Annotated in this window: 7 protein-coding genes and 4 pseudogenes; 2 read left to right on the top strand and 9 right to left on the bottom strand. The window is 57.8% G+C overall.

The window, feature by feature from the left end:
• Nucleotide 1: 1 nt before the first annotated feature.
• A complete protein-coding gene (locus NKI88_RS24110; RefSeq protein WP_352657725.1) occupies nt 2-1,156 on the bottom strand; it encodes a M20 family metallopeptidase in 1,155 nt (384 codons plus the stop codon).
• A 101-nt stretch (nt 1,157-1,257) separates the two neighbouring features.
• Here NKI88_RS24110 and NKI88_RS24105 point away from each other — a divergent pair, with 101 nt between their 5' ends.
• On the top strand, nt 1,258-2,103 hold the full coding sequence (locus NKI88_RS24105) for a LysR family transcriptional regulator (RefSeq protein WP_352657723.1): 846 nt from the start codon (nt 1,258-1,260) through the stop codon (nt 2,101-2,103).
• Between the two features lie 921 nt (nt 2,104-3,024).
• Here NKI88_RS24105 and NKI88_RS24100 read toward each other — a convergent pair.
• Nucleotides 3,025-4,473, bottom strand: coding sequence for an amidase (locus NKI88_RS24100; RefSeq protein ID WP_352657721.1), 1,449 nt, complete (start codon nt 4,471-4,473; stop codon nt 3,025-3,027).
• Between the two features lie 565 nt (nt 4,474-5,038).
• A pseudogene (locus NKI88_RS31860) lies at nt 5,039-5,402 on the bottom strand (transposase); the annotation flags it as partial.
• Between NKI88_RS31860 and NKI88_RS24090 the strand changes: the two are divergent.
• Nucleotides 5,389-5,622, top strand: a pseudogene (locus tag NKI88_RS24090) (transposase); the annotation flags it as partial. The pseudogenes NKI88_RS31860 and NKI88_RS24090 overlap by 14 nt on opposite strands.
• Here NKI88_RS24090 and NKI88_RS24085 read toward each other — a convergent pair.
• From NKI88_RS24085 to NKI88_RS24060, 6 genes and pseudogenes are all read right to left on the bottom strand, one after another.
• A pseudogene (locus NKI88_RS24085) lies at nt 5,578-5,921 on the bottom strand (IS481 family transposase); the annotation flags it as partial. The pseudogenes NKI88_RS24090 and NKI88_RS24085 overlap by 45 nt on opposite strands.
• Nucleotides 5,922-5,981: 60 nt before the next feature.
• Nucleotides 5,982-6,884 carry an HpcH/HpaI aldolase/citrate lyase family protein gene (locus NKI88_RS24080; protein WP_352657719.1) on the bottom strand — a complete coding sequence of 301 codons (903 nt, stop codon included), beginning with the start codon at nt 6,882-6,884 and terminating at the stop codon, nt 5,982-5,984.
• Between the two features lie 127 nt (nt 6,885-7,011).
• Nucleotides 7,012-8,163, bottom strand: coding sequence for a CaiB/BaiF CoA transferase family protein (locus NKI88_RS24075; RefSeq protein ID WP_352657716.1), 1,152 nt, complete (start codon nt 8,161-8,163; stop codon nt 7,012-7,014).
• Between the two features lie 15 nt (nt 8,164-8,178).
• Nucleotides 8,179-9,432, bottom strand: a complete 1,254-nt coding sequence (locus NKI88_RS24070; RefSeq protein WP_352657818.1) for a methylaspartate ammonia-lyase — start codon at nt 9,430-9,432, stop codon at nt 8,179-8,181.
• Between the two features lie 1,235 nt (nt 9,433-10,667).
• Nucleotides 10,668-12,014, bottom strand: a pseudogene (locus NKI88_RS24065) (N,N-dimethylformamidase beta subunit family domain-containing protein).
• Nucleotides 12,015-12,701: 687 nt separating this feature from the next.
• Nucleotides 12,702-13,427: CapA family protein (locus NKI88_RS24060; RefSeq protein ID WP_352657714.1), on the bottom strand; the 726-nt coding region annotated here is incomplete at its 5' end.

Raw genomic sequence — 13,427 nt, 5'->3', positions numbered from 1 at the left:
CTCACGAAAACCAAGCCATGGCGACATCTTCATAGATATCCACAGCTTTTAGTACATTGTCGATCGAGACCGATTCGTCCGGCTGACCACTTAATCCAAGTTCCCCCGGGCCGATGATAGCGAAGGGAACCGACAGTCCCTCCAACAGCACCGTTCCGTCGCTGTAATAGGAAACACCTTTTATTTTCGGTGGCTCGGCGCGATGGCGTGCGCAAACTTCGGTGCAAAGCTTCACGAAATCATCTTCGGGGAGGGTTTCGACAGCGGGTTTGAAGTCAAGAATGCTGATGGTGACATTTGCGGGAATGATGCCCTTAACCTGCTCAACGACCGACAAGTGATCGACGCCGGGCGGAAGCCGAATGTCAAAGTCAGCAATACAGCTATCAGGGGTTATGTTGACCGCCGACCCCCCTTCTATGCGACCGACTCGAATGGTTGGTCCGTCGAGAAGCGGATGGGGCGGACATTCGAGCTTCATCGCGCGGAGCCGGCTCAGAAATTCCTGAATAACATCGATCGCGTTTATGCCGGCGTTTCCAGATACATGTCCCAGCCTGCCAATCGCGGTCGCTCGGAGCCATAGCGCCGCCTTTTCCACGATGATCACATCAAGATCGCTTGGCTCACCGCAGAGGAAAGCCCCAATCTTTTTCTGCAGACCTTGTTCGATGAAGCGCCGCGCACCGAGAAGATTGGCGCTCTCCCCTGCAGTGAAGGCCAAAATGACGTCGCCCCTTAACAGATGCGCTTTTTTCGACAACGACCCGGCAGCGGCGATCATTGACGCTAATGCGCTCTTCATGTCGGTCGCTCCCCGACCGTAAAGTCGGTCGCCCTCGATCGCACCAGAGAAGGGGGGACGCTTCCACGGCACGGTCCCGACAGGAACAGTGTCCATATGTGAGGAAAAAACAAATGCTGGGCTCTCTCCGGAGCCGCGTATCCGTCCCAGAACATTTGCCCGTCCCGGAAGAAACTCGTCCAGCTCCGATTCAATCCCGAGTTCGAGCAGCTGCTCATGCACAAGGCGCGCGATTTCCAGCTCGCCCCCGGGGGGATCGCAACTGTCGATGGCGACTATCTTTCGTAGAAATTGGATGGGATCGAACGGTGTCTCGCTGCTTTCGACCCGCCTGTTAAGTGCTTTTTCCATGATATGCCCTTTGTTTCGGGCAAAATTAATGTTTAATCCAAGTCGAAAGAAGCGCTAATAAGTCATCGACTAATCGACAACGTTAATGAATGCGGAGTTGAATGGATACTTCTCTTCTTCGGTGTTTCCTCACCGTGTCGGATACCCAAAGCTTCTCCGCGTCGGCGGCTCGGCTGAATGTCACGCAGTCGACAGTCAGCCATCAGATTGCGCGGCTGGAGGAGCATCTTGGCAAGCAGCTTTTCGAACGCACAACGCGCAATTGTCGCATCACTGCCGATGGTCGCGACCTAATTCCCTACGCCGCACGGGTTCTCAAGTCGGTTGATGAAATGGAGCAGAACTTCAAACCGCAGCTCATCAGCGGCACTGTCATTGTCGGGGTTCCCGACGACTATTACCTGTTCGATCCGATCACCGTAGCCTTACGCGGCTTCATGACAGACAAGCCCGGTGTCGCAGTTGAAATGAAGGCGGGGCTCGCCGCGAACCATATTAGGGACTTACGTGACTGTAACATCGACCTCGCTCTGATGCGTGAGGTCGGCAGTAGCAGCGGCGACGTTCTGCGAACGGAGAGGATCGTCTGGATCGCCGGTTATAACTGGGTGCCTCCTTCCGGTGGGGTGTTTCAGGTCGCCGCGGTCGATGGTGGCTGCGCCTACCGGAAGGCTGCAATGGTAGCGCTGGACGAGCAAGGTCTTCCCTGGAAGTGCACGTTTTCGTGCACCAGTCTGGAAGGTGTGCTTTCGGTCGTCCGGGCTGGTCTCGCGATCTCCGTCGTGGCAGTCGGAGACGCGGACAAAGGGGTAAGGATAATCGACGATCAGACAATCCTCCCTTTGTTGCCCATGACGACATTAAGCATCAAATTTGCTGACAAGGAGCCGAGTCTTGCGTCAAAGGCGTTGGCGCGCACAATGGCAAATGCGATCGCCAGGATCTGAGGTCGGAGATGTCAGGCGGCCTTCCGCGCCATGGAGAAAAGCAGGCGTCTCAATTTATGGACGCAAGTTCGTAAAATCCTCGCGCTATTGCCCAGTCGAAGCGCTTCCAAGCGCAACGCTCTTATGCAGCGTCAGCCATAAACAGCGCCAAAACTGCATCGTCGATCTTGTCCTCATCGATCTCCATGAACCGACATTACCACGCGAGACGCCCAAAAACCCGCGGTCCTGCTCGGACGAATACACAGCTGTTTATGTTTGTGAACTTCCTACCCGAAGCGCCACCGAGGGAAAGCCACACCGAATGTGTACCCTGTCGAAGGCAGGCCTTGACCCCAGTTCCCATCGGAAACGGGGTTATCGCAGCGACTCCGGTCCGCGTATGACCCGAAGCAGCGCATCATTGTCGACATCATGGGTCACAACCAGATGGCGGCCGTTCGCACTGGCCACCCGGCCGATCGGCGGCAATATCCCTGATATAGGCTCCGTTTCTGAACAACCAGCGCAGGCACAAAGGCGGAGGAAGGTACCGCGACATCCAGTTGCCACACTCGCGCTAATCGCGGCCATTCATATAACTGGTAACGCGATATTCCGTGGCGCCAGGCCATCGTCGCACACAGCCAAGACTCGAATAACTCTCCGAGAATCTGCCGGTTCATCTCTCTGCTGAAGCGCCGATGACGACCGCTGTCGACAATCTCAAGCCGTTCCATTCCGCACTGTCCTTGTTGGCGTCAATATAAGGGCAGCGGTGTCAATCAAACAGACAAGGCGTCCACTCGGATGCGTACGTTCGCACTCGCCTAGAATATCGCCCCGTATTATCCGTGACATGACTTGATGCCACGGCGGACGGCGAGACGGCGCTGTAGCAACCGATTCCGACGGTGCCGGCATTCAGACAGAACCGGGAGCTTAGAGGTGACTGTCAGCAGCCCCTGCCTGAACCGTCGGTCGCCGTTTGCTCCACGGCTGGGCTTCCTCCAGATCGCGTGCGATCCGCACTAGAGTGACCTCGTCACCAGAGCGACCGACGATCTGAACGCCTATGGGCAGGCCACTGGTACTTTGTGCCAGAGGTAAGGACACTGAAGGTTGTCCGGTAACATTGAATACGCCCACGTACTGATAAAGTGCGGCATCTGCCTCCATATATTCCTCTGCGGAGAGCGTCGGATTGGTCGCACAATAGATACCGCCATGCGGCAGGGCTACAGTTGGCATCGTGGGGGTCACCAAAATGTCGAACGCATGGACCGCCTCGCCCACTCGGAACCTCATTCGCCTGATAGCCTCCTGTAGGTGTCCCGGATGGGACAACGGTAGATTCCTGCCACGCTCATAGAGCTTGAGGTTGACTGGCTCCAAAGTATCCGCGCTGATAGTCCGGCCCATGGCACGCGCCGCGGTTTCGAGCGAACTCGCGCCGAGATCTGACAAGCCGAGCAATATGCTACTGTACTCCGCCGGCTCATATGGCGGCTCGATGTCTTCCACGATGTGCCCCATTCCCTCGAGAAGTGCAGCCGTCGCTTCCACTGCTTGCAGGACGTCCGGCTCGGTTTCAACCTCGCCCCATTTCGTTCTCGCGACCCCGACCCGCAAAGTGTCCGTGGGCTGCGCCAATTCTTCCAGATATGGCCGGTTTGGCTGGATGATAACAAACGGATCGCCGGGGTGTGGGCCGGAAAAGACGTCCAGCGCTGCCGCCATATCGCGCACGGTCCGACAAAGAACAAATTGTCGAGAAAGACCAAACTTGCCATCCTGGTTGTTCGGACCGCCGGAAATGCGTCCGCGGGACGGGTTCAGCCCGACAAGGCCACACCAAGCCGCAGGGGTTCGAAGCGAACCGCCACCGTCGCTGCCATGGGCAATCGGAGCAATGCCGGCCGCCACTGCCGCTGCGGCTCCGGCGGACGAGCCCCCTGCGGTGCGTCCCAAATCCCATGGATTACCAGTGATGCCATTGAGAATGGATTCGCTGAATCCGGATATGCCAAACTCCGGTGTCGTTGTTCTTCCAAGTGTCCGGAGCCCAGCATCCCGGGCGCGCCGAAAAAAATAGCTGTCAGCATTGGATCGATGGCCCTTAAACAGGCGGCTTCCTTGTTCCTCTAGTCGGCCAGCCTCGGCGGCTCCGATATCCTTGCGAAGAAATGGCACGCCACTAAAGGGTCCTGCATCCGCGCCGGCGACGGTCTCAGCATCTTCGTAAAACTCAATGACAGCGTTGACGCGAGGATTCACCTCGTCGTGCGCCTCGCGCGCCAAGCGCGTCAGTTCCAAAGGAGTCACTTCGCCCGCGCTCACGAGAGAGGCCAAGCCGATAGCGTCGTACTCTACGTATTCGCTCAGCTTCATTTCCGCTGACCTTTCCTTGCGTAAGTTTTTGATGAGGGAGGGATAGTGGTTGCGTAAGCGTGCTTAAGTCGAGTCAATCCAGAGTTAAGTCACACCAGTGGTCCTCTAGCAGCAGCGCTGTGCAAAAACCCACCTAATGGAGAGAGCCTATGTTTGTTCGGGATGCCTGCGGCGGTCAAATGCTGTTTTGAGATTTGACCCATCTGACAGCTAGATGTGAGTTTCAGGAGATGGGCCACTGCTACTATCCTCCGGGCCGTCATTGGTCTTTTGCATTCTTTATAATGCAGCGTATGCCATGAACCTGCCTTACGAGGCCCATTCGGCTTGAAGCCGAGCCAACACTTTCGGCAGTAACGGTGCTCCCTCGGCGAATTTGCGGAAGTACGATAAGACGTACATGTAGAGCTCTGCGCGGCCCATAGCCTACCGCGCCAACTTGCGGACCCCGGCCGGATTAGTGCCCGAGATATCGATTTGTGTGATTCTTCATGGAAAGAGCACCCCGCTTGAGGGGTGATTTCGTCCAAACGGGGCTCTGACGCACTCTCGCTGCGGCCACGGCCTAAGTTGCGCCGACGAGGCGCGCCTGGAGAAGATCTTGGCGCGGCCGTACATTTGCCGCTTGGTGAGTTTGAGCTTAGTGATCTGGCCTTCGGTCTGGCCATTCGACCACGGAGAGATAATGGCGTTGCGGACCGCGGCGATGTCCTTTTCGACCCCGTTCGCGAAGGAGCCGATGAGGCCTTCGCGCCTTTGAGCCAAGTGTCCAGTTTTGCCACCGCTTTTGACCGGATCATCTGCTGAAAGTCGTCGACAAGTGTTCGCGCGGCGACGAGGTCAGGAACATTGCTCTCGATTGCCGCGATCAGTACAGCGTCGGATTCGTCACGCGCCAGCGTCATGAGCCTGGCGATGCTGACTGCAGAATGTCACTGGCCTGGGCTTGTGAAGAAGACCCACGACGCCGATATCCTGCGCGAGATGATCGGCTTTGCCGCCGTGCGGCCGATGCAAATGCAAGTGGGCGCGGCGACGGGCGCCACCCATGGCGAGAAGAACCCGCTGCAGCTTGTCCAGCGCAACGGCTATCGCGACATGGGTTGGGAGACGCGGGTCGGCACGGTCGAGCTGCGCATCCCTGAGCTGAGCTGCGATGATGTTGGGGATGGTGTCTCTCAGGCAGCCGAGTACGTCGCCCAGCGGCAGCAGCCTTTTCTGCCGGAACTCCACCACGATGGCTTCCTCGGCCGCGTCAGCACAGTGCTCTTCGGCGTCTTGGGGCCTATCAGCGCATCAGCCGTCGTGGTCCGGCTCCGCCATTTCTTCACCGTCTTCGGATTCAGACCGTAACGGGCGGCAAGGGACCGGGTGCTCTCTTGCGACGCTTTGAACTCGGCTCGAAGACACGGCGTCGTGCGGGCGCTGCCGTGAAGAACGCTTGCCATAGCGCATCCTCCTCCTGACGACTCAGCAATGATACACCATCACAGTCCGGGACTGCACACCTAATGCTCCTTAGCGAGAACCAGAATCTCGTGAGCGCGTCGCACCACAGGCGGATCGACCATCCTGCCATTCAAGGAGAATGCAGACAGTCCTCGTATGGCGGCATCGTTTTCTGCCGCGACAACACGATGGGCCCACTCGAGTTCCTGTGCGTTCGGCGAGAAGGCCTCGTTGAATATGGCCACCTGTGTGGGGTGGATCGCCAAAGCTCCAGCAAAGCCAAGCCGCCGCGCATGCCCGGCAGCTTCACGAAGTTTATCAGGATCGGAGAACTCGCCAATGCTCCCTACGAAGCCCAGCGGGAGCAATCCGGCCGCACGGGCGGCGAACAGAACAGAAAGGTTCGGCGTCAACAGAAGGTCAAACTCCGGGGAGCCGCCAACAGCGGCACTGAAGTCTTCGGGACCGAGCGCCATCGCGACCATTCTGGGATGCGCCGACGCAATGGCCGCGAGCCTTTGCAAGGCGCCCGGGGTCTCGATCTGGGCAAGGAACCGGATCCGTCCCAGCGGGAGATTTCTTTCCCGTTCAAGTTCCGATACCGCATTCGCGATCTCTGATACCCACTCTGCCGATTCCGTCTTCGGAAGAACAAGTGCGTCAACCCCCGCCATCACGGCTGCATCGAGATCGGCCGCCAAGGCGCGCAAACCACGATTCACGCGGACCAATACAGATGTGCCCTTGCGGGCCACCTTTGCCACGGATTCAGGAAGCTGCCGCCGTGCCCCGCCCTTCTGATCCTGGGGAACGGAATCCTCCAGGTCGAGAATGACGCCATCTGCCCCGCGCTCATGAGCCGCTTCCACAAAAGGCGGAACGTGAGCGGGAACGAAGAGCAGCGATCTCCAGCGGGGTACAGACATCGCGCTTTCAACCGCCGGAATGGTGTCCTTGATCATGGAACCGCCTCTGCTGCCGAGTTTTGCGAGGGCGGTGGCAGTGGGCTTGCCGAGCGGCCAGTGCGCTGGGATGGCCAGCGCTCTCTGTAAATCGCGAGCGCGCCCACCTTATCGACAAGATCCGCGCTCACGCTGACGCGGCTCTTTCGCGCAAACGCCCCAGAACCTCCTCGCGGACACTCTCGGTATGAGCGCCAAGAGCCGGAACTGGGCGCAGCGAGGGGTGCTCGACGTTGAAGATCGCCGCCGGCGCTATCGTGTCTACAATTCCTTCAGGAGTGGCAACCTCAACCCTTCGAACGTGTGGATGTTTTGAAACATCCGCCACTTCGTTCAGTCGGCCATATGCCAAACCGGCGGCCTCAAGTTCCCGCATCGCTTCATGGCACGACAGTTCGGAAAAGCGCCTCTCAATGATCTCATCAAGTTGCGCACGGTGACCGAGGCGATCCATATTATCGGCGAAACCAGGTGCGCGTGTAAGCTCCGCCTGCTTCAGGAATTTATCGCAGAAATTTACCCATTCGCGATCATTCTGAACTGAAAAGATGACATCTTTGCCGTCGGCGCAACGATAGGCCCCATACGGCGCCAGGGACGGGTGTTTCACGCCGGCGCGAACCGTGTGATAGCCGCTGTAGTCGTTTTGAAGGACCGGAACATTCATCCAATCGGCGATGGCATCGAACAGTGACACCTGAATTCTGGCGCCCTCGCCGGTGACCTCGCGGTGATAGAGCGCTTGAAGAATGGCGCTATGCGCTGTCATGCCCGCCGAGATGTCGCAAACCGATACCCCTACACGCGCAGGCCCTTGTTGGTTGCCGGTGATCGCGCATAGACCTGTTTCAGCTTGGACGATCAGATCATAAGCCTTCAAGTGGGAATACGGCCCCCCCTCTCCGAAACCGGAGATATCACAGGTGATCAGCCGCGGAAATCGGCGACGCAGATCAGCAGACCCGAAACCCAGTTTCTCGATACTGCCCGGCTTCAGATTCTGGATAAAGACGTCAGCACTGGCAATGAGTGTGTCGAGGACGGCGCGGTCCGCTTCTGATCTTAGTTCCAGACAGACCGACTCCTTACCCCGGTTGAGCCAGACGAAGTAGGCGCTCTGTCCCCGCACCAACTTGTCGTAGTTTCGGGCAAAATCCCCTTCGGGCCTCTCGATCTTGATTACCCGGGCGCCAGCGTCCGCAAGGCGAGACGATGCGTAAGGCGCAGCAACGGCCTGCTCCACCGCTACGACAGTGATCCCCTCAAGAGAGTTTTGCATTCGACACCGTGCTTTTCATCCAACGTTTTCCGATTGAGCCCGACGACGGTTCAGCGTCGCCAGCAACCGGTTCTGTTCATTCCCAACAATTGAGAAAGCCTCGTCGACACCCATTCCGGGCTTTGCGAGCATCATGTCGGCCTGGGTTGCCACCGATACGTGGACTGAGGCTTGGGCGGAGAGATCCGTCTCGGTACAGCTCCCCCCGACATACGCCCCTACCTTATTCGCCTTGCAAATGAGAACTGCGCGCGCGGTATCGGCGATGGAGCCGACGTCTGGCGTCTTGATTTGGACCAGATGCGCGGCCTTCGCTTCGGCGAAGAGCCGAATATCCTCGAGCGTATTGCACCTCTCGTCTACGACAATGCGCGCGCTGGAACCCCGGTTGTCCAAGATCGATACGATCTTGGCGTAGTTCTCAATTTGAGCTTGCGTCGAACCAAAATCCGCCGGGGATTCGATGTTGAGCGTGAAATCCGACACGGTATCTGCAACCTTGCAGATAAAGTCGGCGATGCTGTGCGGCTCCAGGCCGATTTCCTGGCCGATCCAGCCATACACATCGAAATGCAGCACCGGACGATACCCCGGGCGGCCGATTTCGCACGTACGCATAGCAACCCACTTCACGAACTCCATGAAGGTCTGGCCGTTGGTGCCGAATTTCTGCCGCGAATTGATCAGTCCGTGGGGAAGCACATCCACCGCCTTCAGGATCATTTTGTCCACGTTGATTTCGCGAGCATCGCCGCTCTGGCAGTAGATCGGCACTCTGCGCGACGGCAGCGGCAGATCAAACTCCGCGCATACGATCTCCGCCATGGTCTTGCGGTGAAGATGGGCGGCTGCGCGAAGTAGAGCTTGGCTCGCGCCATACTCAATCGCGAGAGGTAACCGCCTGTGTTCGAAGGGCTCGAAAACCTTCGCGCAGGCATCAAGGTAGCAGGATGCGTCGATATCGAGAAGCCGGGGTGTCATGACCCGCGACGTCAAATCCGAGATTTGGGTGGTGTCGAACAAAGGATCGCGTCCACCGGCACCAGAGTACTGGACGTTCATCATATCGCCCCAAACAACGGTGTCGTCGGTAAGGACGAGCCCGATGCCGAGCGAAGATGCTGGAACGCGAATTGACTTGAACCCCGGCGTTGTCGGCGCGCCGACATAGATGAAGCCGTCCTGGATTGCGCCGGACCTAATGGCCTCCTGATCGTCATAGAAAAATGCGCCGTTGCCAGGCGCCAGAAGGACTTCTTTGATCTGCAATTCAGTCACTCGATCATTCCGAGGGGATTAAATTCATTCCGCTACTGGCACGCTGGCGATGGTGGTCTGCATCTGATTCTTGTATCTCAGGGGTGGACGCAACGAGCGCTACCCTTCGTTCAACCTATTCAAGTATTCAGGCTACCTTGGCGCCGGGTTTAAGATAGCTGTTGCGCGATTGCGTTCTCCGCTGTGGAAGTATGCGCCATGCGGTCCTCAATTCGCCAATATAATGTCCCGGACTGCCCCATCGCGTTTTTAGATGGCCGGCCTAGCAGATGTCGTACCACCCGTTGCACCATCACACCGAGCCTGTGCGAGATGAAGAAAGGCGACTCCAATCTCCTTCTTGCAAATTCATAGGCAGGTTCAGGATCTGGCGAAGACATCCAGGGCCGAGACCGCCTCGTCGGCGATGAACTGCGAGGCTTGATGAGCCGCATCCGCGCACCGACGAGGTGGTATCTCGGACGTCTCAACTGCGATGAAGGAGCGGTTCGCGTAGTTCTGGATCTGACGAGATATCTCTTGCAGTTCATGGACTCGATGCGCGTGGCACCTTCGTACCGCGCAGACATGCGGTTGGTATAGCGCGGCGATCTGGGAGAGACGATACTAATCCTGATCGCCGCGCCGCAAGAGCCCTACGCCTACATGCTTCTGACCAGAGAGGAGTGTCGCGAACTGGATGACATGCGGGCGGTTCGATCACGGAAAACCAAACAGGAGGGGTCCCCAGCGCATATGTGTGGAACACCCATCGGCATCTATTCGGGGCTCACCACGGCGCATAGCGGCGCAACTGAACGTCTCTGCAATCCCTATGCAGTTCAGCCAATCTGCGAGCCCCGATTGCAGACGGAGGTTAGGTAGGCCAGTGAGCAGCGCGTCCAAGGTCCGGCAGACCCGAAAGTCATTTTCGATATTCTGCCGGTGGAGTTGAGACGCTGAGCTATTGTTGTAAACAGGCCCGCTCTTGTCTCGGTGTCGGCACTCAGGCTCGGCATTCTCAGACGTGTGGCCCCACTCGGTGCAGTTGGCTTTGGGATACCTCAGTGGCGTCGTGCAGTAGGGGCCTCAACAGGACTCGCATCCAAGCGGCAAGGGTTGACAGGCTTTCGGCGAGGGTAACGCCTCCGAGTTCGGCCCGCCACCCAAAGAGGACCTCGTGTGCCACGGAGCTGGACCGCCCCGACAATCATGAGCGGCGGCATCTCTGGTTTGATGGCCGTACGTCAAGGTCCGGAGAGGCAGTGCCGCACCATGTTCTCGAGCAGTTTCGAGATGTTGTTGTTGAAGTCGTTCGCCGGAAGGCTTCCGCAAAACAGGATCGAACCGGTAGAGAAGACAAAATTACCGTGCGCCTTAGGAATGAAGCAGAGATCGGCCCTGATCTGCGACGACTGCCAGGCGAGCGGTTGCGGCCAAACTATCTTTTCCGGAACACAATGGTACTCGCCCAAATACTCCTCGGATTGCGCGAGGACAACCACATCGGGCGGTGTGCCCAAGGACGAATCGACAATGTCGACTTCGAACCCAGCAGCACCCCCGCCGGAAAATCCAAAATCACCGAGGATCTCATCATCAATTCCGTCAAACAGCCATGCAAAACGCGGATCGTAAGACGCGTCTGTCCGACGTTAAAAGGAGCCGGTGAACGCGCCATGAGCCGACATGCCGATGCCGACGAGCCGCTGCGGAGGCCGGTCGTTCTTGAGCCAGAGGCCACCATAGCAGCCGTCGAAAGCATGGAAGTACTCCCCGGGTTCTGCCTCCCACGCCCTGGCGCCGGCTTCGCCGCGCCGAACCTCTATCGCGTTGGGAAAGGCCTCACTGGTTGCTATCCGCCAGTAGAACCCATTGCCTCCGAGGTAGCCGAGGCTACCGCCCCCGGCTACGAAATCTTCAATTGCATTAAGGGTGAGAGCCGTATGGTATTCTGGGTGCGTAACTGTAAGCACCAACGCATACTCTTCAAGTGCCTTGCTTCCCTCGGCCTCGAGGTCGTGATCTGTGACGACGTCGACAGCAATATTTTTTGCCGCGCACCACGCGATCAGATGCATGTCGGCGGGGAAATGGCGCAAGCCTGATCCACGTTCATCAACATAGGCGAGTTGGCCGGGCCGCATGATTAACTGCGGCCGCAACATTGAACTGAACGCAACGCCGCTGCCGTCAGCATGGAGATTGTAGAGCGATCGCCCAAACTCCGGGTACTCCGCCGGATGGTGTGGATAGGAATGCCAGGTGTTGCGTCTTTCGATATAGGCGCCGTCGAAGTTGGAGCGGGCATGATTTGAGTAAGCAACATAGGTGAATGTCGAGAAAAGCACTGCGACCCTTGCCTTGGCGGCATGTCTGGCTGGGCGTACAAAGAAGGGTATGATGTCCTCAGCGCTCTCGCATCTCAAGCGAATACCGTACACTCCGCTTGGAAGATCGGGGGGCATATCGAAGGTGAAATCTGTCTCCCATCCACAGTCGTAAAGGTCGTCCTCGTGAAAATGGACTGCCGCATACTCGTCGATCGCGTGCCTCCAGCACATCTCCGCGCCGGACCATCGCGAGCCTCGCACCGCTCGTGCCGGCAAATTGTGGAAGGTTCCGTCGAGCCGCAATGGACCTTTGTCGCGGATGTTTGATGTTGGAATGTCGACACCGAAATCCCAGAATGCAAGTATTTCCTCTTCCGGCACCGTATCGTCCACGAGATTTTCGACAAGCTGCGCCCCATGCAATAACCTCGGGGCTTCGAGCCGTCCGTTGAAAAACGAAGTGAACGCCGATGGATCTCCCGGCTGCGGCGTAGCGGCCAGCACCAGTTTCGAAAATGCCGCCTTCCCTCTAAGCCGCCCCGTCTTAATCTCAAAGGACCGCGACCCAGTCTCGACAGAGTATCCGACCAGATGCAGACCGCGAGATGCAAGCGACAGGCGCAACTCGTACCACTTGCCCAACTCGAAGGCGAAGGGAACGGTACTCGTCTCGCCAAACGTTTCCAGCGTCAAGCCATCCTTCTGAATGCTAACCGCGACTGCGCCCTCTGGCAATGCGATGAAGGAGAACAGAACCTGAGGCAACTCACGCAATAGACGCGATTGGAACCTAATCGCAAATGTAGCGTCCGCGACTATGTTCGCATTACCTAGGGGAATGATGCCGTACGACCCGGGACGCGATGGCTTCGCGACTGATCGGTAGGTGCCTTCGAAGGCCGCCGACACCGGGCGGGCGAGGCCAAGCGCTTTGTGATTCAGGCCATTTCAAGGGTTAAATGCGTGATGGTGGTCTGGCAGCGAACTGGGCCGCAGTCTGATCAGACCGACGTTATGCTCGATCTCGATTTGGGTCCCGAATGGCTTCGATGCGATCTGTAGCCGCTCCAGAATGGCTCTTGCCTGCGGCGCTGGAGCGAGCCTCGGAACTCCGCGGTTGGCGAGCCGCTCGCTGCGGCGCAGCTCGAGCGGATAGAGCCTTATCTCGGCGAGCTGGTTTTTTTCGAAACGGCTGACGCTGACGACGCTCTCAGAGTAAATAGCGTCAGAGAGAGTTATGAATTGTTCCAACATCGGATATCCTACCGCCATTTCGTGGGCGCTTACCTCAGCATCAGTGTCGACCCGTGGATCCTTCCCGTGTGCCTCGAACATGTCAGCCCCGACCGGCGTTCTCAGATCTTGGTTGAAGAAATTCCCCAGGCCGTAAAAGATGGGCCGGCCTTTGTAGATTTCGATGCCCCTGACATGATGCGGTCCGTGATTTATGTATGCATCTGCTCCGGCGTCGATCGTCTTGCGTGCAAACGCTTGTTCATAGTCGGCCGGTTCGGGGCTGAATTCCCCAGGCTCGTGCCCATGGTTCGTGGCCATGCAGAAATCGCCCAACTGCTTACCCCGACGCACGTTGCGCAAAATATCGTCTACATCGCGCTGATTGGGTTCAAAGCTGTATCCTGCTTTCTCGCCTGCTTTGAAGAGTACCTCGCCAAT

Source organism: Mesorhizobium sp. M0317, from assembly GCF_040321555.1.
In the GTDB taxonomy this organism is placed as follows: domain Bacteria; phylum Pseudomonadota; class Alphaproteobacteria; order Rhizobiales; family Rhizobiaceae; genus Mesorhizobium.
The sequence above is the reverse complement of the archived record's forward strand: the minus strand, read 5'-3'. Positions and strand labels throughout refer to the sequence as shown.